The organism is Klebsiella sp. CN_Kp088 (assembly GCF_040064335.1).
Lineage (GTDB): Bacteria > Pseudomonadota > Gammaproteobacteria > Enterobacterales > Enterobacteriaceae > Klebsiella > Klebsiella aerogenes.
In genome coordinates this window covers 19,128-41,637 of record NZ_JBEAIQ010000031.1, presented here as the reverse complement: position 1 = coordinate 41,637, position 22,510 = coordinate 19,128, and the positions used below count along the sequence as shown (strand labels likewise).

Annotated in this window: 19 protein-coding genes; 9 read left to right on the top strand and 10 right to left on the bottom strand. The window is 58.4% G+C overall.

Annotated features, from left to right (window positions below; genetic code table 11):
• Nucleotides 1–188: 188 nt before the first annotated feature.
• The 6 genes from fhuB to hrpB all read right to left on the bottom strand — a co-directional run bounded on the left by fhuB (nucleotide 189) and on the right by hrpB (nucleotide 11,706).
• The gene (fhuB, locus tag ABLV08_RS20060; RefSeq protein ID WP_048230148.1) at nucleotides 189–2,171 is read right to left on the bottom strand and encodes a Fe(3+)-hydroxamate ABC transporter permease FhuB; all 1,983 of its coding nucleotides are present in this window, start codon (nucleotides 2,169–2,171) and stop codon (nucleotides 189–191) included.
• The gene (fhuD, locus tag ABLV08_RS20055) at nucleotides 2,168–3,058 is read right to left on the bottom strand and encodes a Fe(3+)-hydroxamate ABC transporter substrate-binding protein FhuD (RefSeq protein WP_348856203.1); all 891 of its coding nucleotides are present in this window, start codon (nucleotides 3,056–3,058) and stop codon (nucleotides 2,168–2,170) included. The genes fhuB and fhuD overlap by 4 nt, the downstream gene beginning before the upstream one ends.
• A complete protein-coding gene (gene fhuC, locus ABLV08_RS20050; protein ID WP_020079587.1) occupies nucleotides 3,058–3,855 on the bottom strand; it encodes a Fe3+-hydroxamate ABC transporter ATP-binding protein FhuC in 798 nt (265 codons plus the stop codon). The genes fhuD and fhuC overlap by 1 nt, the downstream gene beginning before the upstream one ends.
• 45 nt (nucleotides 3,856–3,900) lie before the next feature.
• Nucleotides 3,901–6,111 (bottom strand): ferrichrome porin FhuA, encoded by a 2,211-nt coding sequence (gene fhuA, locus ABLV08_RS20045; protein ID WP_032713384.1) that lies wholly within the window; start codon nucleotides 6,109–6,111, stop codon nucleotides 3,901–3,903.
• Nucleotides 6,112–6,353: 242 nt separating this feature from the next.
• Complete coding sequence (gene mrcB / locus ABLV08_RS20040) at nucleotides 6,354–8,906, bottom strand: bifunctional glycosyl transferase/transpeptidase (RefSeq protein WP_015368189.1); 2,553 nt, start codon at nucleotides 8,904–8,906, stop codon at nucleotides 6,354–6,356.
• Nucleotides 8,907–9,276: 370 nt separating this feature from the next.
• Entirely contained in the window at nucleotides 9,277–11,706 is a 2,430-nt protein-coding gene (hrpB, locus tag ABLV08_RS20035; protein WP_234276307.1) for an ATP-dependent helicase HrpB, read from the bottom strand.
• A gap of 72 nt (nucleotides 11,707–11,778) precedes the next feature.
• Between hrpB and thpR the strand changes: the two genes are divergently transcribed.
• From thpR to panD, 9 genes are all read left to right on the top strand, one after another.
• Entirely contained in the window at nucleotides 11,779–12,315 is a 537-nt protein-coding gene (gene thpR / locus ABLV08_RS20030) for an RNA 2',3'-cyclic phosphodiesterase (protein WP_045386052.1), read from the top strand.
• Complete coding sequence (sfsA, locus tag ABLV08_RS20025; RefSeq protein ID WP_032713377.1) at nucleotides 12,315–13,031, top strand: DNA/RNA nuclease SfsA; 717 nt, start codon at nucleotides 12,315–12,317, stop codon at nucleotides 13,029–13,031. Before thpR ends, sfsA begins: the two co-directional genes overlap by 1 nt.
• A 163-nt stretch (nucleotides 13,032–13,194) precedes the next feature.
• Nucleotides 13,195–13,650, top strand: coding sequence for an RNA polymerase-binding protein DksA (gene dksA, locus ABLV08_RS20020; protein WP_007373199.1), 456 nt, complete (start codon nucleotides 13,195–13,197; stop codon nucleotides 13,648–13,650).
• Nucleotides 13,651–13,710: 60 nt separating this feature from the next.
• On the top strand, nucleotides 13,711–14,592 hold the full coding sequence (gluQRS, locus tag ABLV08_RS20015) for a tRNA glutamyl-Q(34) synthetase GluQRS (RefSeq protein ID WP_348856202.1): 882 nt from the start codon (nucleotides 13,711–13,713) through the stop codon (nucleotides 14,590–14,592).
• Between the two features lie 119 nt (nucleotides 14,593–14,711).
• Nucleotides 14,712–16,109 carry a polynucleotide adenylyltransferase PcnB gene (gene pcnB / locus ABLV08_RS20010; protein ID WP_026612395.1) on the top strand — a complete coding sequence of 466 codons (1,398 nt, stop codon included), beginning with the start codon at nucleotides 14,712–14,714 and terminating at the stop codon, nucleotides 16,107–16,109.
• Nucleotides 16,106–16,585 (top strand): 2-amino-4-hydroxy-6-hydroxymethyldihydropteridine diphosphokinase, encoded by a 480-nt coding sequence (gene folK / locus ABLV08_RS20005; RefSeq protein WP_015704426.1) that lies wholly within the window; start codon nucleotides 16,106–16,108, stop codon nucleotides 16,583–16,585. The genes pcnB and folK overlap by 4 nt, the downstream gene beginning before the upstream one ends.
• 120 nt (nucleotides 16,586–16,705) lie before the next feature.
• Nucleotides 16,706–17,497, top strand: coding sequence for a 3-methyl-2-oxobutanoate hydroxymethyltransferase (panB, locus tag ABLV08_RS20000; protein WP_015368198.1), 792 nt, complete (start codon nucleotides 16,706–16,708; stop codon nucleotides 17,495–17,497).
• Nucleotides 17,498–17,508: 11 nt separating this feature from the next.
• Nucleotides 17,509–18,363: a pantoate--beta-alanine ligase gene (gene panC, locus ABLV08_RS19995; RefSeq protein ID WP_015368199.1), complete on the top strand. Its 855-nt coding sequence runs from the start codon at nucleotides 17,509–17,511 to the stop codon at nucleotides 18,361–18,363.
• An 80-nt stretch (nucleotides 18,364–18,443) separates the two neighbouring features.
• Complete coding sequence (gene panD, locus ABLV08_RS19990) at nucleotides 18,444–18,824, top strand: aspartate 1-decarboxylase (RefSeq protein WP_015368200.1); 381 nt, start codon at nucleotides 18,444–18,446, stop codon at nucleotides 18,822–18,824.
• Between the two features lie 34 nt (nucleotides 18,825–18,858).
• On the opposite strand, the gene ABLV08_RS19985 is transcribed toward panD, so the two are convergent.
• The 4 genes from ABLV08_RS19985 to ABLV08_RS19970 all read right to left on the bottom strand — a co-directional run bounded on the left by ABLV08_RS19985 (nucleotide 18,859) and on the right by ABLV08_RS19970 (nucleotide 22,425).
• Complete coding sequence (locus ABLV08_RS19985; protein WP_015368201.1) at nucleotides 18,859–20,112, bottom strand: polysaccharide deacetylase family protein; 1,254 nt, start codon at nucleotides 20,110–20,112, stop codon at nucleotides 18,859–18,861.
• A 56-nt stretch (nucleotides 20,113–20,168) separates the two neighbouring features.
• Nucleotides 20,169–20,609: a PTS sugar transporter subunit IIA gene (locus ABLV08_RS19980; protein WP_015368202.1), complete on the bottom strand. Its 441-nt coding sequence runs from the start codon at nucleotides 20,607–20,609 to the stop codon at nucleotides 20,169–20,171.
• 122 nt (nucleotides 20,610–20,731) lie between these two features.
• Entirely contained in the window at nucleotides 20,732–21,502 is a 771-nt protein-coding gene (locus ABLV08_RS19975; protein ID WP_015368203.1) for an ABC transporter permease, read from the bottom strand.
• Nucleotides 21,499–22,425: an ABC transporter ATP-binding protein gene (locus ABLV08_RS19970; RefSeq protein WP_015368204.1), complete on the bottom strand. Its 927-nt coding sequence runs from the start codon at nucleotides 22,423–22,425 to the stop codon at nucleotides 21,499–21,501. The genes ABLV08_RS19975 and ABLV08_RS19970 overlap by 4 nt, the downstream gene beginning before the upstream one ends.
• Nucleotides 22,426–22,510: the final 85 nt, after the last annotated feature.

Sequence of the window (22,510 nt, the reverse complement as noted above, 5' to 3'; positions counted from 1 at the left end):
CGGAGGCGGCGCATTGCGCCTTATCCGGGCTACCAAATCGCACAGCGCTGTAGCCCCGGTAAGCACTAGCGCCACCGGGGATTTTCCCGGAGGCGGCGCATTGCGCCTTATCCGGGCTACCAAATTGCACAGCGCTGTAGCCCCGGTAAGCGCTAGCGCCACCGGGGATGTTGAGGCCATCGGGATCGTTAGCGGCTCTGCTTTCTTAATAAATAGATAAAATACGGCGCGCCGATAAACGTCGATAACAGCCCTGCCGGGATTTGGTAGGGGAACATGATCATTCGCCCGCACCAGTCGGCGAACACCAGCAGCATCCCGCCAATCAGCCCGGAAATGACCATATGCGGCATCGTCCGGCGAAAGCCCATCATCCTCGCAATGTGCGGCGCCATCAGGCCAACAAAACTTAACGGCCCAATGGTTAGCGTCGCCGTTGCCGTCAGGCTCGCCGCCAGCAGCAGCAACCCAATACGCGATGGCGTCAATGCCATCCCTACCGCTCGCGCCGCCTCGCCGCCGAGCGGCAGGATGGTCAGCCAGCGGCGACAGAGCGGCGCCAGCGCCAATAGCGCCAGCATTACCACGCCGCTACGCAGCACCATCTCAGGCGTCGCACTATAAGTCGAACCGGACATCCACGTCAGGATCTGCGCCATTCGCGGATCGCCGCTGGCCTGTAGCATCATCAATAGCATGGTGAAGGCGGTACTTAGCGCCATCCCCGCCAGCAGCATCCGGTGCGGCGAGAATCCGCCGCGCCCGGCGGCGACCAGGATGACCAGCAGCGTCGCCGCCGCGCCAAGACTGCCGGCTGGCAGCAGCCAGATAAAAGCGTTGCCCGGCACGAAGAACAGCATCAACACCACGCCGAACGCCGCGCCAGAGCTGATACCCAGCACTTCCGGGCTGGCCATCGGGTTACCGGTCAGGCGTTGAATAATACAACCCGCAACGGCCAGCATCACCCCGGCAAACAGCGCCGAGAATACCCGCGGCCAGCGCCAGGGCATCAATTGCTCCAGCAGATCGCCGCTGGCCCATTGCCACCCCTGCGCATCACGGCCAAAGGTCAGCGCGGCGGTTACCGCCAACAACATCAGCGCCAGTCCGCCCAGCGCGAACCACTGCACGTTGCGGCGCTCAATCAGCGCTTTATCGCCGCCATTCATCACCGGCGCGCTGATGCTACGCAGCCGCGGCAGCAGCCACAGTAATAAAGGCGCGCCAATCAGCGCGGTGACTGACCCGGTAGACACTTCCCGCCATATCCGGCTGAGCCAGAGAATAATTTGGTCGGAAAGCCACAGGATCAGCGCGCCAAGCAGCGCCGCCAGCACCAGCCGCGATAGCAGGCGGCGGGCGCCGAGCATTTTCGCCAGTAGCGGCGCGAACAGACCGATAAAGCCGATAATACCGACCGCGTTGACCAGCAGCGCGCTTATTACTATCGCCAGGGTCAAGACGCCAAGGCGCGCCAGAGAGAGCGCCAGCCCGAGATTCCGCGCCACGCCATCATCCAGCCCCATCAACGTTAACGGGCGTAACAACAGCAGCGTCAACATCGCGCCGCCAAGCAGCTGCGGCCACAGGCGCTGCGCCACGCTCCAGTCGGTCTGCGTCAGCGTACCGGTACTCCACAGGAACATGCTTTGCAGCTGGTCGTGATGGAAAATCACCATCAGTTGATTGACCGCGCCGCAATAGAGACTCACCACCAGACCGGCCAGAATCAGCGTCACCGGCGATAGACGTTTGCCCCACGAGACGCCGAACACCAGCGCGCCGACCAGGCAAGCGCCAGCCAGCGCGGCAAACTGCGACGCCAGCACACCGGGGATCGCCCATAGCGTCGTCACCGTCATTCCGAGCTGCGCGCCGGTGGCGACGCCGAGCGTGGTCGGCTCCGCCAGCGGGTTACGCAGTACCTGCTGGAACAGTACGCCAACGAGCCCCAGTCCGGCGCCGACCAGCAGCGATACAGCCAGCCTCGGCAGCAGGCTGTAATGGAACAGCATCTGGGCGATATTATCGCTATCCGGCTGCCACAGCGCCTGATGCCACTGCGCGTAAGGTAAAGCCACCTGAAGGTTGACGATGCTCAGCGCGAAAGCGGCAACCAGCAGTACAGCCAGCAGGATCATAGCTAACGGCGAGAAACGCGCGTTCATACTGCCCTCCCCTGCGCATCGGCCAGTACGCGGGCGAAATGCGTCGCCGACAGCGTCGCGCCATAGAACCACACCGCCGGAAGACGCTGGAAACGCCCCGCACGCACGAAAGGCATCGCCTGCCACAGCGGGGTCGCCATCAGTTGGGCCATCTCCCGATCGTTGCCATGATCGAAACAGATAACATCGGCCTCTTTAAATTCCGCCAGCCGATCGATGCCTACGGTGATACTGCCCCAGAATGCCGCTTCGCCGTGCCAGGCGTTTTTGATGCCAAAGCGATCGAGCACTTCCTGGAACAGGCAGTTCTCGCCGAATACCAGTACATGGCGAGCATCAAGTAGCGAAATCATCAGCAGCGGACGATCGTCACGGTCGACAAATCGTGGACGCAGGCTTTCCATCAACGCGTCGAACTCCGCCAGATGGTGCTTCGCCTGCTGTTGCTTACCCAGCAGGTCGGCCATTTCCCGCAGAGAACGCTGGGCCATCGCCAGCGGCCGTTTGCCGTCGCTGAAGGTGAAACCGCGACCGGGCGCGATACGCGCCAGCTTTTCCGGCGACGGGCCATAGCCTGCTGACCAGACGATAAACGACGGTTTCATCTGTGTCAGCAACTCAAGATTGGGTTCAGTGCGCAGGCCGACATCAATCACCGAGGCGGGCAACGCCGGTTCATTCACCCACAGGTTATAGTTGGGAATGTCGGCCACGCCGTAGGGCGTAACGCCGAGCGCCAGCAGCAGTTCGGCCGGCAGCCACTCCAGCGCGACGACGCGCTGCGGATCAACGTTTGCCGCCTGCGCGTCGCGCATCTGCCACAGCAGCGGCGACAGCGCCATTGCCGTCAACAGGCGTCGACGTGAGAAAAAGTTCGAATTTTCCATCAATAGACAAAACTTACCGGCGCTGCGCCCGCCGGGTGCGGCAGGATCCCCATCGGGATGCCGTAGATTTGCTCCAGCGTTTCGCTGCGCATCAGCTCCGCGGGCGTCCCCTGGGCGATCATTTCGCCGCCGCGCAGCGCGACCAGATAATCGCAATAGCGGGCGGCCATATTAATATCGTGCAGGACCGCGATCACTGTCAGGCCACGCTGCTGGCTGAGACGATGCACCAGCGCCAGCACATCGACCTGATGGGCGATATCCAGCGCCGACGTCGGTTCATCGAGCAGCAAACAGCGGCTATCCTGCGCCACCAGCATGGCGATCCACGCGCGCTGGCGTTCGCCGCCGGAAAGACTGTCCACCAGCCGATGCGCCAGCGGTTTCAGCCCCACCAGCGCAATGGCCTCTTCTACTTTTTCGCGATCCGCCGCGCCGAAGCGCCCCAGCGCGCCGTGCCACGGATAGCGGCCAATCGCCACCAGTTCGCGCACCGTCATCCCTTCCGCCGCCGGCAGCTGCTGCGGCAGATAGGCCACTTTGCGGGCAAACGCCTTACTGCTCCAGCTGTCCAGCGGCTGGCCGTCCAGCAGCACATCGCCCTCGGAAGGCGGCTGATGGCGGCCAAGCATTTTCAGTAACGTGGATTTGCCGGAACCGTTATGGCCTATCAGGCCAGTGACTTTTCCTGCCGGGAAGGTCAACGAAAGGGGATGAAGCAGCGTGCGGCCAGGCACGCGAAAGGTCACGCGATTTAACGCAAACGTCGTTTCAGAGTGCGGAGTCTGTTCCTGCATAGCAACAACCTGATATTGGGCGCGGCGAACCGCGCCCGTGAGTAGTTAGAAGCGGAAGGTTGCGGTAGCAACAACCTGACGTTCCGCTCCCCAGTAGCATGCGTACTCGCTATAGCAGCTGGAGACATATTCGCGGTCAAACAGGTTGTTGACGTTGACGCCGACCGAAGACCCCGGCAGACCAAAGCGCGCCAGATCGTATTTCACCGTCGCATCCATCAGCGCATAACCGGCCACATTGAAGGAATCATTTTTCTTACCGGTGCTGGTGTCATTTTTGTAGTAGCTGACCGTCGAACCGATATAACGCGCGCCCGCGCCAATCGTCAGCCCGCTAAGCGCGGTTTCGTGGAAGGTGTAATCCGCCCACAGTGACGCCATGTTACGCGGCACTTCCGCCGGACGCTTGCCTTCGAAGACGGTGTCGTGAGTGTATTCGGCGTCGGTATAGCTGTATGCCGCGGTCAGGTTGATATTGGCATTGACCGCCGCCTTCGCCTCCAGCTCAAAGCCGCGGGAGCGGATTTCGCCGGTTTGCACGCTGAACAGTCCGGTCGGATCGTTCGGGTCTGCCGTCAGGTTCTTATCTTTAGTCAGCTGATAGACCGCCGCGGTCACCACCACCGGCATATCTTTCGGCACATACTTCACTCCGGCTTCATACTGCTTACCGCGCGACGGATCGAACGGCTTGCCGGTGCTATTGGAACCCGATACCGGTTCGAACGATTCGCTGTAGCTGAAGTACGGGGAGATGCCGTTATCGAACAGATAGTTGATCCCGCCGCGCCAGCTGAACTGCTGGTCGTGATTTTCCGCCATGCTGCTGGTGGAACGGGTGAAGGTAGATGTGGTGGCGTAATCGTAGCGGCCGCCTAAGGTCATCACCCATTTGTCCCACTCCATCTGATCCTGCGCGTACAGGCCCGTCTGCTCCATACGGTTAAGGACCGCATACGGGAAGTTGACGTTCACGTTCGGATTGCCGTACTGCGGATTGGTCATGCTAATGGCATCGGCCGTACCGTAGTCTGCATCAACGTCGTTACGCATCCGCGAGTAGTCGACGCCGGTCAGCAGCGTGTGGTTCACCGCGCCGGTGGCGAAATCAGACTGCAGTTGCGTATCAACGGTAAAGGTATTCAGGTGCTCATCGGAACGCACGTAGGCACGATTGATTTTCCCCGGCTCCTGGTAACCATTGCCGTAGACCGAACGATACAGCGTATGCACGTCGGCATAGCGTAGGTTCTGACGCACGGTAAAGGTGTCATCGAACTGGTGGGAGAAGCTATAGCCAACCATTTGCTGACGGCGCGCCATCTTGTTATCGGATTCGCCTTCGTTGAAGTCGGTCGGCAGCTTGTGGGCCTTACCGTTGGCATCGTAATACGGCACCACGGTGCCTTCGCGCGGCAGCCAGCCGTAGTAACCCGCATCCGGGTCATTCTGGAAGTTGCTCAGGAAGGTGAAATCGGTTTTATCATCCGGACGCCAGCTGAAGGACGGAGCGATGGCGTAACGGGTCGATTTCGCCATCTGCTGCTGCGCATCCTGGCTGCGGCCTAATCCGGTCAGGCGGTATGACCACACGCCGTCATCATCAATGGCGTCGCTGAAGTCGAAACCGGTTTGCCACAGGTTATCGGTGCCCATCTTAAACTGGACTTCTTTCAGCGGCTCGGTGGTCGGACGCTTGCTGACCATGCTAACGATACCGCCCGGGTTGCTGTTGCCGTACAGCACCGAGGTTGGCCCGCGCATCACTTCTACGCGTTCCAGGAAATACGGGTCCATCGAGACTTCAGAGTAGTTGTTACCCTGCAGCTTCATGCCATCCAGATACTGGTTGGTGTTCACCGTGCTCGAGGTGGTGAATCCACGAATGGTGACCACATCATAGGTGGTCGAGCTACCGCGAGTGGAGAAAACGCTCGGCGTGTAAGAGAGCGCCTCTTTAACTGTTGCCGGCTGCTTCATGTCCATCTCTTCGCGGGTCACCACGGAGATAGACTGCGGCGTTTTTTCAATGGGAGTATCGGTTTTGGTCGCCGTGGCGGAACGCTTCGCCGCGATAGTCGGGGCCGGCCCCCAGGCGCTTTCCTGGCTGGCGGGCGCCGCGGTAACGACGAGGGTTTCTTCTTTCGGTTGTTCCGCAGCCTGTGCATAAACAGACATGCCGCTAACCGCCGTGGCTACTACGACTGCGATTTTACGCAGCGAGTGATTTGGCTGAGCAGTTTTAAGACGCGCCATTGGTATATCTCTGATGAAAGTGAATGATAACGTAAACGAGAATTATTATTATGACGGGTGACATAATAGGCGAAACGCGGAATCTAAGGCAAGCGCTATGCCGGGCAGGAAGCGCCAAGGGATTAATAAATAACCAGACGGTTATTAAGGAGTTATCACGGTGTTACGCAGATGCCTGCAATAAAAAAGCCCCCTAATACCTTCGTATTAAGGGGCTGTTCAGACGTTCGGCTTAAACGGTTTTAGTTGCCGCCAAACATATCTTTAATCCAACCGGCAACGCCATCGCTCTTCTCCTGCTTCGCAGGTTGCTGCTGTTGCTGCTGCGGTTGGTTAGCAGGCTGCTGCTGCCCGGACTGGTTGAACGGGTTATTGGCTTCCTGTTGTTGCTGCTGCTGTTGCTGCAGGGCTTCGCCCTGACGGCACAGCGCATCCGGCGAGGTGGTCCACACCGGCAGCGTACGCATACCGCCGCTGCACTGGAAGTAACCATTGCTGTCCACGCCCATATCCACCACGTCTTCCGGCGGCGTCAGCGCCAGCGGCGTCGGGGTCTGGTTAGCCAGGTAGCGCTGATAAATCGACATCGCGCCGCTGGCCCCGTACAGCTTGGTCGGCTGGTTGTTATCGCGGCCAACCCAGGTAATCGTCACCTGGCTGCCATCGATACCGGCAAACCAGGTATCCACGTTGTTGTTGGTGGTCCCGGTTTTACCCGCCAGATGCAGGCCAGGATATTTGGCGCCAAGCTGACGGCCGGTACCGCGCTGCACCACCTGCTGCATGGTCCACAGGGTCATATAGGCCGCCTGCGCCGGAACGGCGCGTTCCGCCTGCGGGTAGCTCTGGTACAGCACCGTACCATCTTCAGCAATCACGGAACGCAGCGCCGAAAGCGTCGCGCGGTTACCGCCGCTGGCGATGGTCTGGAATGCCTGCGCCACTTCGATTGGCGTCAGGTTAAGGGCGCCGAGGATCATCGCGGGAACCGCATTCAACTGGTCTTTCGGCACGCCCAGCTTCTGCCAGGTATCGGTGATCGCCGGCAGCCCCAGCGACATCCCGAGGTTAACCGTCGGCACGTTCATCGAACGGGTCAGGGCATCCACCAGCATCACCTGACCGCTAAAGCGGCGATCGTCGTTCTGCGGCGACCAGGTCTGGCCGTTCGACAAGCGAATCGTCACCGGCGCATCGGCAATCCACGTATTCAGGCGATACTGGTTCGGCTGGCTCAGCGCGGTCAGATAAGTGGCCGGTTTTGCCAACGAACCAATCGAACGACGCGCCTGCATCGCGCGGTTGTAGCCGGCAAATTGCGGCTCCGCGCCGCCGACCATCGCCCGGACTTCACCGGTAAAGCGATCGACCACCACCATGGCGGTTTCCAGATCCGGCAGCTTACGCTGTTTCTTCAGCACCGGGATCCCTTCAATGGCCGCTTTTTCCGCCGCATCCTGAGCCACCGGGTCAAAGGTGGTAAAGATCTTCACGCCGGAGAGATCTTTCACTTTATCGCCCAGTTTCGCCTGCAGTTCCTGGCGCACCATCTGCATGAACGCCGGCTGCGGTGAAATCACTCCGCCGCGCGGCTGCACGCCCAGCGGACGCGCGCTCAGCATATCGTACAGCTCCTGGTCGATAATATTCTGCTGCTGCAGCAGACGCAGCACCAGGTTACGCCGCTCCAGCGCCAGTTTCGGGTTACGCCACGGATTATAGATTGACGCCCCTTTGACCATCCCGACCAGCAGCGCCTGCTGATCGAGGCTCAGCTCTTCTACCGGGCGGCCAAAGTAGTACAGGCTCGCCAGCGGGAAGCCGCGTATTTCATTATCGCCGCTCTGACCGAGGTACACCTCGTTCATATACAGCTCAAGGATACGATCCTTGCTGTAACGGGCGTCAACAATCAGCGCCATATAGGCTTCGTTGGCCTTACGCCAGTAGGAGCGCTCGCTGGACAGGAACAGGTTCTTCACCAGCTGTTGGGTCAGGGTACTCGCCCCCTGCACCGTACGCCCCGCCGTCAGGTTCGCCAGCACCGCGCGGCCCATTGAGTACAGGCTGATGCCGTCATGCTCATAGAAGTGGCGGTCTTCGGTCGCCAGCAGCGTATCCACCAGCAGATCCGGGAAACCGCTGCGCTTCACGAACAGGCGCTGCTCGCCGTTCGCCGACTGCAGCATAGTGATCAGGCGCGGGTCGAGACGGAAGAAACCGAACTGACGGTTGTTATCCATATTCTCGATGGTATCCAGATGATCGCCATCGAAGGTCAGACGCGCGCGCACCTGCCCCTCTTTGCTATCCGGGAAATCGAACGGACGGCGGATCATCTCGATACTGTTAGCCTGTACGGTGTATTCGCCAGGACGCGTCATTGCGCTGACCTGACGGTACTGGGTCGCATTAAGCAGGCGCACCATCTCGTTTTTGCTGATCTGCATATCCGGCTCAAGGTTGACCATCCGGCCATACACTGCCGCCGGCAGTTCCCAGACTTTACCGTCAATACGGCTGCGAATTTTCTGGTCGAGGTAGACGCCATAGGCGGCAATAATTACCGCAAAGACAATCCCCAGCTTAACCAGCAGCCACAGCCAGCTGCGCTTACGACGAGGCTTGTTGCCTTTGCCCTTTCCTTTCTTCGGCATTGGTCGTTCATCCTCATAATCGTCATCGTAATCATCGTCGTAGTCCTCTTCCCGGACCCGGCGACGGGTGACTTTTTGTTTTGCCGGGCGTGAAGGTCTCCCTTTACGTCCGATAGGCTCGCGGTCATCTCCCGCCATGCTTTTTCTCCGCAACTTTCAGGCGTAAAGGCCTGATTCTCAATACTTCCCCCTGCAGGAGGAAGAAGATATCTCTCAATTTCACACCCGCCGCGCTGCCGCGGCCGACGTCTTTCATATCATCTTCGAAGAATAATTCATTAAACAAATCATATAATTATCTGTTTAAGCTGAAGAATATCTCCGGACATAGCACGAATTGTCCAGGCCACAGAGAATAGCACTAATCCGCGCCATTCTTAACCAGCATTTTACAACCGTAAAACGCGATAAACGGTAAAATATGATGTTTTTTAATAACATAAATGTTGCGCCGCGTGACTGTGGCCAGCGATTTTCGGAACCACGCCCACAGCAAGGGCGCGGCGCCTCAGGAGTATTTTTTCGTCCGCCGGGTGGGGGCGGTGTTCGCCGGGTCATCCGGCCAGACATGTTTCGGATAGCGCCCTTTCATCTCTTTTTGCACCTCGCGGTATGCCCCCTGCCAGAAGGCGCTTAAATCCCGGGTAATTTGTAATGGTCGCTGCGCCGGCGAGAGTAACTCCAGCACCAGGGGAACCCGTCCTTCGGCAATGCGCGGCGTCGCCGCCTCGCCGAACATCTCCTGCATCCGTACCGCCAGCGCCGGCGGGTTATCTTCATGATAGCGAATAGCGATACGGCTGCCGGTCGGCACCGTGTAATGGGTCGGCAGCTCGCTATCCAGCTTCTGGCGTAACGTCCACGGCAGCCAGTTTTGCAGCGCCTGCCGCAGGTCTACCGCCTTGAGCGCCCGAAGCGAATGCACCCCGGTCATCTGCGGCAACAGCCACGCCTCCAGCGAAGCTAACAGCGATGCGTCATCAACGGCGGGCCAGTCCGCTTCCGGCAGCCACTGCGCGGCGCAGTGCAGCCGCAGGCGCAGTTGTTCAGCCTCCGGCGTCCAGTTCAATACCCCGAGCCCCTTATCGCGAATACCGTTGAGCATCGCCTGGTGCAGCTCCGCTTCCGACGGTTTCGCCAACGGCTGAGTTTTTATCACCAGCTGGCCAATGCAGCTACGCCGCCAGGCTTTTAGCGTCCCCTGCGCTTCATCCCACTCCACGGTATCGGAGCACTGTATCAGCTCAGGACGCTGCGCCACCAGTTGGTCAATATCCAGCGGCAGCGCCAGCAAAATTCGCGCATCGGGCGCCGAACTGCCCTGTAGTAGCAGCGGCGCAATTAGCCATTCGTGACGACCGAGCGCGTCATCGGCATCCAGCATCGCCCCCATGCCGTTAGCCAACTGATAGCGCCCTTCCTGGCCGCGTCGACGGGCAATCCGGTCGGCAAAGGCTGGGGCCAGCAACGCCGCCATCCGCGCAGCGTCTGGCTGACCGCCGCGGCTGGCCAGCCGCTTCAATAACTGCTGCGTCCGCTGCTGCCAGTTGCCCTGCTGGCGCGCAAACGCGGCGCCTAAGTCACTATTGCCGCCGCGCGGCGGCTCCTCAAGAATAGCGGCGAGTTTCGCCGCCGTCGCCGCATCATCCGCGGAATCGGCCGCTGTCAGCATGGCCGCCAGACGCGGGTCATTACCCAGCATCGCCATTTGGCGCCCGTGAGCCGAAAGGCGTTCGCCCTCCAGCGCCGATAACGCCGTCAACAGACGCCGCGCCGCCGCCAGATTGATCGCCGGCGGTAGATCCAGCCAGCGAAGCTCGGCCGGATCGCGGCAGCCCCACTGCAGCAACTCCAGCAGCAGCCCCGACAGATCGCTTTGCAGAATTTCCGGATCGCTCTGCGCCGCCGCGCGCTCCGCCTGCTCTTTCGCCAGCAGATGCAGGCAGATCCCCGGCTCCAGACGCCCGGCTCGACCGGCGCGCTGGGTCATTGACGCCTGGCTTATCCGCTGGGTGATTAGCCGGGTCAGGCCGGTGCGCGGATCGAAGCGCGCGACCCGTTCCTGAGCGCTGTCGACCACCAGGCGAATGCCTTCGATCGTCAAACTGGTTTCAGCGATATTAGTCGCCAGCACCACTTTGCGCATCCCGGCAGGCGCCGGGAGAATCGCTTTGCGCTGTTCGCTCAGCGGCAGCGCACCGTATAACGGACATAACAGCACATCGCTGGCTACACGCTCGCTCAATTGTTCCTGTACGCGCTGAATTTCGCCAACGCCGGGCAGGAATAACAGCATCGAGCCCTGCTCCTCACGCAGCAGATCCGCGGCGGCGATCGCTACCGCTTCGGCAAAACGCTGATGGCTCGCCAGCGGCGCAAAGCGACGTTCAACCGGGAACGCGCGCCCTTCGGAAACCACCACCGGCGCCTCCGGCAACAGGCGCTGCAGACGATCGTTATCCAACGTCGCCGACATGATCAGCAACTTGAGATCGTCACGCAGCCCCTGCTGGACGTCCAGCAACAACGCCAGCGCCAAATCCGCCTGCAGGCTACGTTCATGAAATTCATCGAGGATCACTAGCCCCACGCCGGAAAGTTCCGGATCGTGCTGCAAAGTGCGGGTTAAGATCCCTTCGGTGACCACTTCCAGGCGGGTATTTGGCCCTACGCAGCTTTCAGCGCGCATCCGGTAGCCTATCGTTTCTCCCGGTTTTTCTCCCAGTAGCTCCGCCAGGCGCTGAGCGACGTTACGTGCCGCCAGCCGCCGCGGCTCCAGCAGAATAATCCGGCCATCAATGTTGCCGTCGGCGAGGATCTGTAACGGCAGCCAGGTTGATTTACCCGCGCCGGTAGGCGCATTAAGCAACACCTGCGGCGCCTGCTGCAGGGCGGAAAGAAGTTCGGGAAGAATTGCGGCAACCGGCAATGAGGACACGAAGGGCTCCGGAGGTTAACATTCGAGGGCAAGCATTGTAGCATCCCCGTAATTCATTACCGAGTCTCTATCATGTCCGAGCCGAAACGGCTGTTTTTCGCTCTTGAACTGCCGAAAGCGATACAGAAACAGATTATTCACTGGCGCGCCACCCATTTTGCCGACGATGCCGGAAGGCCGGTCGCCGCCGATAACCTGCATCTGACGCTGGCGTTTCTCGGCGACGTCAGCGCTGAAAAACAGCGCGCGCTGTCGGCGATGGCCGGACGCATTCAGCAACCGCCCTTTACCCTGACGCTCGACGACGCCGGCCAGTGGCTGCGTTCGCGCGTAGTCTGGCTCGGTACCCGCCAGCCGCCGCGCGGCATGCTGCAACTGGCAAATATGCTGCGCGCTCAGGCGGCGCGGAGCGGCTGCTATCAAAGCCCGCAGCCGTTTCATCCGCATATCACCCTCCTGCGCGACGCCCGCCACGCGGTGCCGATCCCGCCGCCGGGTTTTTGCTGGCAGGTGCCGGTCAACGAATTCGTGCTTTATGAGTCCAGCTTTATCCGCGGGCGCACCCGCTACAACGCGCTGGAACGTTATCCATTTACCAGGGAACTCTGATGCTGTTCACTCCGCCTTTGCAGTCCGCCACTTTGCTTAAACGTTACAAACGGTTTCTGGCCGATGTCATCACGCCGGAGGGCCAGGCGCTGACGCTGCACTGCCCGAATACCGGCGCCATGACCGGCTGCGCCGCGCCGGGAGATACCGTCTGGTATTCCACTTCCGATAATCCTAAACGTAAATATGCGCATACCTGGGAATTAACTGAAACCCGGCAGGGAGCCGTCATATGCGTTAACACCTTGCGGGCAAATACCCTGGCGAAGGAAGCGGTACTCGCCGGAAATATCCCTGAGCTTGCCGGGTATAACATTCTGAAAAGCGAAGTAAAATATGGTGAAGAAAATAGCCGAATCGACCTTATGTTACAGGCAGAAGACCGCCGTAACTGCTATATTGAAGTGAAATCGGTTACGTTGGCGGAAAAAGAGTACGGTTATTTTCCCGATGCCGTTACCGCACGCGGTCAGAAGCACCTGCGGGAACTCATGAGCGTCGCTGCCGCGGGCCATCGGGCCGTGATTTTATTCGCCGTGCTGCATTCGGCGATAGACCGTTTCTCACCCGCGCATCATATTGATGCCAAATACGCACAGCTGTTGATAGAGGCGCAGGAAAAGGGGGTAGAAATTCTCGCCTGGAAAGCGGAACTTTCTACCAAAATGATGACTCTGAATAAGCCGATCGCCGTGGCGTTAACCCCCGGTAATTAAAAGGCTAAATTGTGTCCGGTTCGCGAGCGCAAATACGCTTTTCTTCACAGCGTTGTCAAGTGTAACGTTTAGATAATTGCTATCCGGAAAAGCATCTGCTATTTATAGCGGCCTGATTTTTCCCCCACATGGGGATCGATAGTGCGTGTTAAGGAGAAGCAACATGCAAGAAGGGCAAAACCGTAAAACATCGTCCCTGAGTATTCTCGCCATCGCTGGGGTGGAGCCGTACCAAGAGAAGCCGGGCGAAGAGTATATGAACGAAGCCCAGCTGGCGCACTTCAAGCGCATTCTTGAAGCATGGCGTAATCAACTCAGGGATGAAGTGGATCGCACCGTAACGCATATGCAGGATGAAGCTGCTAACTTCCCGGACCCGGTCGATCGTGCCGCGCAGGAAGAAGAGTTCAGCCTGGAGCTGCGTAACCGCGACCGCGAACGTAAACTCATCAAGAAGATTGAGAAAACACTGAAAAAAGTCGAAGACGAAGACTTCGGCTTCTGCGAATCCTGTGGCGTGGAGATTGGCATTCGCCGTCTGGAAGCGCGTCCAACAGCTGACCTGTGCATCGACTGCAAGACGCTGGCGGAAATTCGCGAAAAACAGATGGCGGGTTAATTCCCAGCTACCTCACTCTCTGGCGGGAGTTTCTCCCGCCTGATTCCCCTTGTGTTTAACATGACCGATTCAGACTATATAGGGCGCTTTGCTCCCTCACCTTCCGGCGAACTCCACTTCGGCTCATTAATCGCCGCCCTTGGCAGCTATCTACAGGCGCGGGCGAAAGGCGGTATCTGGCGCGTACGCATTGAAGATATTGACCCGCCGCGGGAAGTTCCCGGCGCCGCCGACACCATTTTGCGACAGCTCGATCACTACGGTCTGCACTGGGACGGCGAGGTACTGTGGCAGTCCCAGCGGCACGATGCCTATCGTGAGCGCCTCGCCTGGCTGCGCGATCGGGATCTCTGCTACTACTGCACCTGCACCCGCGCGCGCATTCACAGCGTCGGCGGGATCTACGACGGTCACTGTCGCGATTTGCGCCTTGGCGCCGAAAACGCCGCGCTGCGCCTGCGCCAGACCCGTCCGGTACTGGAATTTTATGACCAGTTGCGCGGGACCCTCGTCGCCGACGAACCGCTGGCGCGGGAAGATTTCATCATCCATCGTCGCGATGGGCTGTTCGCCTATAACCTGGCGGTAGTGGTTGACGACCATTTTCAGGGGGTCAGCGAAATCGTCCGCGGCGCCGATCTCATCGAGCCAACGGTACGACAAATTTCGCTGTATCAACACTTTGGCTGGCCTGTACCAGATTACGTACACCTGCCGCTGGCGCTGAATGCCGAAGGTAATAAGCTCTCAAAACAGAACCACGCCCCGGCCTTGCCGGAGGGCGATCCGCGCCCGGAAATTGTGCGGGCATTAACATTTTTGAATCAGGATGTCGTTGAGGATTGGCAAGCCCTGAGTATTGACGATTTACTCAAACAAGCGATAGCCAACTGGCAGCCAGCAAAAATCCAGCATTCTCAAATGGCTCCCGCTGAGCTATGATTAGCCGCTATTTTTGCTCGTCGCCCTTCAGGTTGCCCCTGAATTTGCCGTTTAAATGCAACCTGAAGCCCATAGAGTAATGTTTTATCCGAAGTTCGTCTGACACTACGAGGTGCACCATTTTTACCCGAGTCGCTAATTTTTGCCGCAAGGTGCTAAGCCGTGAAGAGCGCGAGGCAGAGGCTGCCGCCGTCGAACAAACGCATATGACGGTGATCCCGCGTGAACAGCATGCAATTTCCCGCAAAGATATCAGTGAAAACGCGCTCAAGGTGCTCTATCGACTGAACAAGGCGGGCTACGAAGCTTACCTGGTCGGCGGCGGCGTTCGCGACCTGCTGCTGGGCAAGAAACCAAAAGATTTTGACGTCACCACCAGCGCGACCCCGGACCAGGTACGTAAACTGTTCCGCAACTGCCGCCTGGTGGGCCGTCGCTTCCGCCTGGCGCACGTGATGTTCGGGCCGGAAATCATTGAGGTCGCCACCTTCCGCGGCCATCACGAAGGCCACACCAACGACCGCGTCACCTCCCAGCGCGGCCAGAACGGCATGCTGCTGCGCGATAACATCTTCGGCTCTATCGAAGAGGATGCCCAGCGCCGCGACTTCACCATCAATAGCCTTTATTACAGCGTGGCGGACTTCACCGTACGCGACTACGTTGGTGGAATGCGCGATCTGCAGGAAGGGGTGATACGCCTGATTGGCGACCCGGAAACCCGTTACCGTGAGGATCCGGTGCGCATGCTGCGCGCGGTTCGTTTCGCCGCCAAACTGCATATGCGCATCAGCGCCGAAAGCGCCGAGCCAATCCCACGTCTGGCTACCCTGCTGCACGACGTACCGCCGGCGCGTCTGTTTGAAGAAGTGCTGAAACTGCTGCAGGCGGGTTATGGTTATGAAACCTACCAGCTGCTGCGCGAATACAGCCTGTTCCAGCCGCTGTTCCCGACGATCACCCGCTACTTCACCGAGCGCGGCGATAGCCCGATGGAACGCATCATCATTCAGGTGCTGAAGAACACCGATAACCGCCTGCATAACGATATGCGCGTTAACCCGGCATTCCTGTTCGCGGTCATGTTCTGGTATCCGCTGCTGGAAATGGCGCAGAAAATCGCGCAGGAGAGCGGGCTGGCCTATTACGACGCCTTCGCGCTGGCAATGAATGACGTGCTGGATGAAGCCTGCCGGACGCTGGCGATCCCTAAACGCATCACCACCCTGGTGCGCGACATCTGGCAGTTGCAGCTTCGTATGTCCCGCCGTCAGGGCAAACGCGCGTGGAAACTCATGGAGCATCCGAAGTTCCGCGCCGCCTATGACCTGCTTGAACTGCGCGCAGGCGCCGAGAACAACCACGAACTGCAGCGCCTGGCCAAATGGTGGGGCGAGTTCCAGGTGGCCGCGCCGCCGGAACAGAAAGATATGCTCAACGACCTCGGCGACGATCCGGCTCCGCGCCGCCGCCATCGCCGCCCGCGTAAACGCGCGCCGCGTCAGGGTAACGCATGACCCTGGTCTATATCGCCATTGGCAGTAATCTCGCCTCGCCGCTCGAACAAGTGAATGCGGCTATCCGCGCGCTGGCCGACATTCCGGACAGCCGCGTGGTGAGCGTATCTTCACTGTACCGTACGCCACCGCTGGGGCCGCAGGATCAGCCTGACTATCTCAATGCCGCCGTCGCGCTTGAAACCTCGCTAGCGCCAGAAGCGCTGCTCGATCACACTCAGCGCATCGAACTGCAGCAGGGGCGGGTGCGCAAAGCCGAACGCTGGGGGCCGCGTACGCTGGACCTCGACATCATGCTGTTTGGCGACGCAATCATTAACAGCGAGCGCCTGACGGTGCCGCACTACGATATGAAAAATCGCGGTTTTATGCTCTGGCCACTGTTTGAAATCGCCCCGCTGCTCCACTTCCCCGATGGCCTCGCCCTTCGCACCGCGCTGGAAAATCTGGGCGCCGAAAAGCCTGCCATCTGGTAACCCCTACTCCCTTTTTTAGCATTTACGGCGATAGTGGTAATCGGTTGCCCAAAATCATTGCCCCCCTGAATGCTGCTGTTAGAATGCCGGTTAATATGACTTTCATCATCAGGAAACGTTATGAAACCGACCACCATTGCCCTGCTGCAGAAATGCAAACAGGAGAAAAAGCGCTTCGCCACTATCACCGCCTACGACTACAGTTTCGCTAAGCTTTTTGCCGACGAAGGCATTAACGTCCTGCTGGTGGGCGATTCGCTGGGGATGACGGTACAGGGACACGATTCCACGCTGCCGGTGACCGTTGACGATATCGCTTACCATACCCGTGCTGTGCGCCGCGGCGCGCCGAACAGCCTGCTGCTCGCCGACCTGCCGTTCATGGCCTACGCCACGCCGGAGCAAACCTTCGAAAATGCCGCCGTCGTGATGCGTGCCGGCGCCAATATGGTCAAACTTGAAGGCGGCGCCTGGCTGGCTGATACCGTCAGGATGCTGGCGGAGCGCGCGGTACCGGTTTGCGGCCACCTCGGCCTGACGCCGCAGTCGGTCAACGTGTTCGGCGGCTATAAAGTTCAGGGCCGCGGCGATGCGGCGCAGGCGCTGTTTGATGACGCATTAGCCCTGGAAGCGGCCGGCGCGCAGCTGCTGGTGCTGGAGTGCGTGCCGGTAGAGCTGGCAAAACGCATCACCGAAGCGCTGACGATCCCGGTTATCGGCATCGGCGCAGGCAACGTGACCGACGGGCAAATTCTGGTGATGCATGACGCTTTCGGGATCACCGGCGGCCATATTCCTAAATTCGCCAAGAATTTCCTCGCAGAAGCGGGCGACATCCGCGCCGCGGTACGGCAGTATATTGCCGAAGTTGAATCCGGGGCCTATCCGGGCGAAGAACATAGTTTCCATTAAGGAGTCTTGTTGTGCTGATAATTGAAACCCTGCCGCTGCTGCGCCAGCATATCCGTCGTTTACGCCAGGAAGGCAAGCGCATTGCGCTGGTTCCCACCATGGGCAACCTGCACGATGGCCATATGAAGCTGGTCGATGAAGCCAAAGCCTGCGCGGATGTCGTGGTGGTCAGTATCTTCGTGAATCCGATGCAATTTGACCGCCCGGACGATCTGGCGCGCTATCCGCGCACCCTGCAGGAGGATTGCGAAAAGCTGAACAAGCGCAAGGTCGACTTTGTCTTTGCTCCGGCGCCGGCGGAAATTTATCCGCAGGGTACTGAAGGACAGACTTTCGTTGACGTTCCTGGCCTGTCTACCATGCTGGAAGGCGCCAGCCGCCCTGGCCACTTCCGCGGCGTCTCGACCATTGTCAGCAAACTATTCAACCTGGTGCAGCCGGATGTCGCCTGCTTCGGCGAGAAAGATTTCCAGCAGCTGGCGCTGATCCGCAAAATGGTCGCCGATATGGGCTACGACATTGAGATCGTCGGCGTGCCGATTATCCGCGCGAAAGACGGCCTGGCGCTGAGCTCACGTAACGGTTATCTGACCGCCGAGCAGCGTAAAATCGCCCCCGGTCTGTACAAAGTGCTGAGTACGGTAGCGGGCAAACTTGCCGCAGGCGAGCGTAACCTTGAGGAAATCATTGCCATCGCCGAGCAGGAGCTCAATGAATCAGGTTTTCGTGCCGACGATATCCAGATCCGCGATGCCGACACTCTGCTGGAGCTAACGGAAGCCAGCAAACGCGCGGTGATCCTGATGGCGGCATGGCTGGGCCAGGCGCGCCTGATTGATAACAAAATCGTCGAGCTGGGCCAGTAGCCTGGAACGAAAAATCGGGTTATTTTCTCAAAGCGGATGCCGTGTCCGCTTTGCTACATAAAGGTTGGAAGGTAGAAGTTATGATGCGTAATATGCTGCAGGGCAAGCTCCATCGCGTTAAAGTCACGCAGGCTGACCTGCATTACGAAGGTTCCTGCGCCATTGACCAGGATTTCCTCGAAGCGGCCGGTATTCTGGAAAATGAAGCCATTCATCTGTGGAACGTGACCAACGGTAACCGTTTCTCAACTTATGCGATCGCCGCCGAGCGTGGTTCGAAGATTATCTCCGTCAACGGCGCTGCGGCGCACTGCGCAAGCGTCGGCGATATCCTCATTATCGCCAGCTTCGTGACCATGTCTGACGAAGAAGCCCGCACCTGGCAGCCGAAAGTCGCCTATTTCGAAGGCGATAACGAAATGAAGCGCCAGGCGAAAGCTATTCCGGTGCAGGTCGCCTGATTCTTACGGCGCTGCGCTCAGCCGCAGCGCCGGTTTACCCTTGCGGCTGATTGCTGATAAGCCGCGACATCGTCTCCAGCGAATCGGTACGTAAGATATACAACCGCTTCAGCAGGAACGGATTATCCCCCGGTTTCACCTTCCCTCTCACCGTCGTTACCGCCAGATGAAAGCCGGCATCGTTCGCCGCCTTGACCGCCGTGGCGTTATAGCCGCCGAACGGATACGAAAGATACAGCACGTGCGGATTAAACTGACTCAGCGCCCGCCGGGAACGCTCGAAATCAAAGAGAATGTTGTGATAATTCCGGCTGAGCAATATCGGGTGACGGGCGGCATCGACCCGGTGCAGAAAATGGGTATGCGACTGTACATCAAACACGTCCTGAATCTGCCGGAGCTCAGAGATACTCATAAACTGCAGTGATTTCGGATCCCACTTTTGCGGATGACGTTTGATCCGCGACGAGATAATAAACGCCGTCGCGTGGAAGCCGTACTGCTTGAGGATCGGATAAGCGTAGCGATTCACCGACTTGAGGCCATCATCAAAGGTAATCACCACCGAGCGCGCAGGCAGATTCACCTTGTTACGCAGATACCCTTCCAGTTGATACATCGTCAGGGTGGTATAACCCTGGTCACGCAACCAGGTCATCTGGTTACTGAAAGCGCGCACCGAAGTGGTGGTGGAGGTATGGCGAAAACGGCTATTTTCTTCATCACGCAGAATATGGTGATAAGTCAGTAGCGGAATGCCGTTATCCTCCTGCGCATCCAGACTACTCACCCACGCCAGCCGGTTGCCGATTCGAATCTGATACCAGGTCTGATTAAGGCGATCTTTCAGCTTGCTGATAATGGGATAGCGCAGGTTATTCGCTAATGTACCAAACGGCGGGCTGCCCACTGATGGCGCATCGTATACCGGCGTATCTTTCCAGGTCAGCAGGTTCTGGTTGCTCAATGGCTGGCGTAAATCGCCCAGGCTATCCTCAACCCGTTTTGCGCCCTGCACCGCCCCCAGATGTCCTTTATCAATAAAACCGGTACCGAAGCCGAAATTGAATTCATAATAGTCTGCCGTGGTCGGCACCACGGCAAGGATCTGCCCGGCGCGAACATTGCCGACGCTCACCACATGGTTGCCGACCTGCGCCCAGATATCGGCATCTTCCGTGACTTGCATATAGCGTGCGGGAACGCCCTGCTGGCTGAGCAGACTGGCGGAAACGCTGGCAGATGCCAGAAAAAGGAACAATGTAATGACTCGGGCAAACATGCGCATCGAACCGGTAAACCTGAATGCCGCCATTGTAACAAAAGCGGCATCAATGCTAATGCCTAATTTCCGAACGTATCATGCAGGAGACGAAAAGGCGGGTTCTTTTGCTGCTGATGCCACAGGCTGCTCACCGTGGGGCCTCCGGCGCTAACGATAGCATTACGGAAGGCGTCACTGCTGAGGGTATAGCGCTGTAAATACATTTCCTCCAGCAATGGATAGCGAATGCCGGAAATGACTTCACAGTGGGTGTGTTTGTGACTCATCAGCGCAGCGGCGCGATACGGCGCAGCGCCGGTTTTATCGGTGAGAAAAATCACCCCATCGCCGCAGTCTGTGGCATGCAGCGCGTCGCACATCATGCGGCTCAGCATATTGACGCTCAGATTTCGCCAGTAATTCACCGCCCGACATTGCGCCAGCGGGCCAAACTTTTTCTCCAGACGATCCAGCATCTCCTGCGCCAGCTCATCATGACAGGTAATTACCCAACCTAACATCGCCTACCTCCTTAGCAGGCAAACAATTTAGCAGGGCAAGCGTTGAGATGGGGTGATGGGTATCAAAAATTACCGCTTAGCGCCCCGCCACAGTGAAATTAGCGGGGCGCTAGCAGAGAGGATTAGCTACGCAGGCCGCGCCCGCGCTGGATCAGATACCAGCACAGAATATAGAAGGCCACGATAAACACTACCAGCACGCCAAAGGTGGTCGCCAGCGGAACGTCATGAATGCCGAGGAAGCCAAAACGGAAGCCGCTAATCATGTAGACGATCGGGTTCAAATGCGACAGCGCCTGCCAGAACGGCGGCAACAGCGTCAGCGAATAGAACACCCCGCCAAGATAGGTCAGCGGTGTCAGCACGAAAGTCGGGATCAGGCTGATGTCGTCGAAGGTTTTCGCAAATACCGCATTGAGCAGGCCTGCCAGCGAGAACAGGATTGCCGTCAAAATCAGCGTCAGGGCGACGAACAACCAGGAATGAACCTGGAACGGGACGAAGAACAGCGAGATAGCCGTAACCAGAATCCCGACGCACAGCCCGCGCGCCACCCCGCCGCCGACGTAACCGGCGATCACCACGTGGGTTGGCACCGGCGCCACCAGCAGTTCCTCAATGTTGCGCTGGAACTTGGCGCTAAAGAACGACGAGGCGACGTTGGCGTAGGCGTTGGTGATCACCGCCATCATAATCAGCCCCGGCACGATAAACTGCATGTAGGTAAAACCGTGCATCTCGCCGATCCGCGAGCCGATCAGATTGCCAAAGATGACGAAATAGAGGGTCATGGTGATCACCGGCGGCACCAGCGTCTGAACCCAGATACGCATAAACCGGTGGATCTCTTTGGTCCAGATGCTTTTCAGCGCGACCCAGTAAAGCTGCATCATGCTGATTCTCCTTTTTTGTCGTGCACCAGCGTGACAAACAGCTCTTCCAGACGGTTGGCCTTGTTACGCATACTTAATACCTGCACGCCCTGGGCGCTTAGCTGGGCGAAAACGCTGTTAATCCCCTGCTCGCGCAGGACTTCAACTTCCAGCGTCGAGGTATCAACCAGCCGGTATTGATATCCATCGAGGGTCGGCAGCGGGCTTTTCGGCGCCAGATCGAGGATAAAGGTTTCCGATTTCAGCTTTGCCAGCAGCGCCTTCATTGAGGTGTTTTCCACCAGCTCGCCGCTCTGGATAATGCCGATATTGCGGCACAACATTTCCGCTTCTTCCAGATAGTGGGTCGTGAGGATAATGGTGGTGCCTTTATCGTTGAGATCTTTGAGGAACCCCCACATCGAGCGACGTAGTTCGATATCAACCCCGGCGGTGGGTTCATCAAGGATGAGCAGCTTCGGCTCATGCATCAGCGCGCGGGCAATCATCAGGCGGCGCTTCATCCCACCGGAGAGCATACGCGCGCGTTCATTGCGCTTTTCCCACAGATCGAGCTGTTTCAGATACTTTTCGCTACGCAAGATCGCTTCTTTACGCTCAACGCCATAGTAACCCGCCTGGTTAACCACGATTTGCTGTACGGTTTCGAACGGGTTGAAGTTGAACTCCTGCGGCACCAGCCCGAGCTGGCGTTTGGCGTTCACCACATCTTTTTCCAGGTCGTAACCAAATACGTTAACCTGACCGGAGGTTTTATTGACCAGCGAACTAATGATGCCGATAGTCGTGGATTTCCCCGCGCCGTTCGGGCCCAGCAGCGCATAAAAGTCGCCGGCTTCAACCTGCAGGTCAATGCCTTTCAGCGCCTGAACCCCGCCGGGATAGGTTTTCTTGAGCTGTTTTAATTCCAGAGCAATGGTCATTAAATATCTCTTCTCGTGTCATCACACGTGATGTAATGTTTTCAAAAAGGTGAGCTTACCCTATATTAGCGCAACGCACTTACTT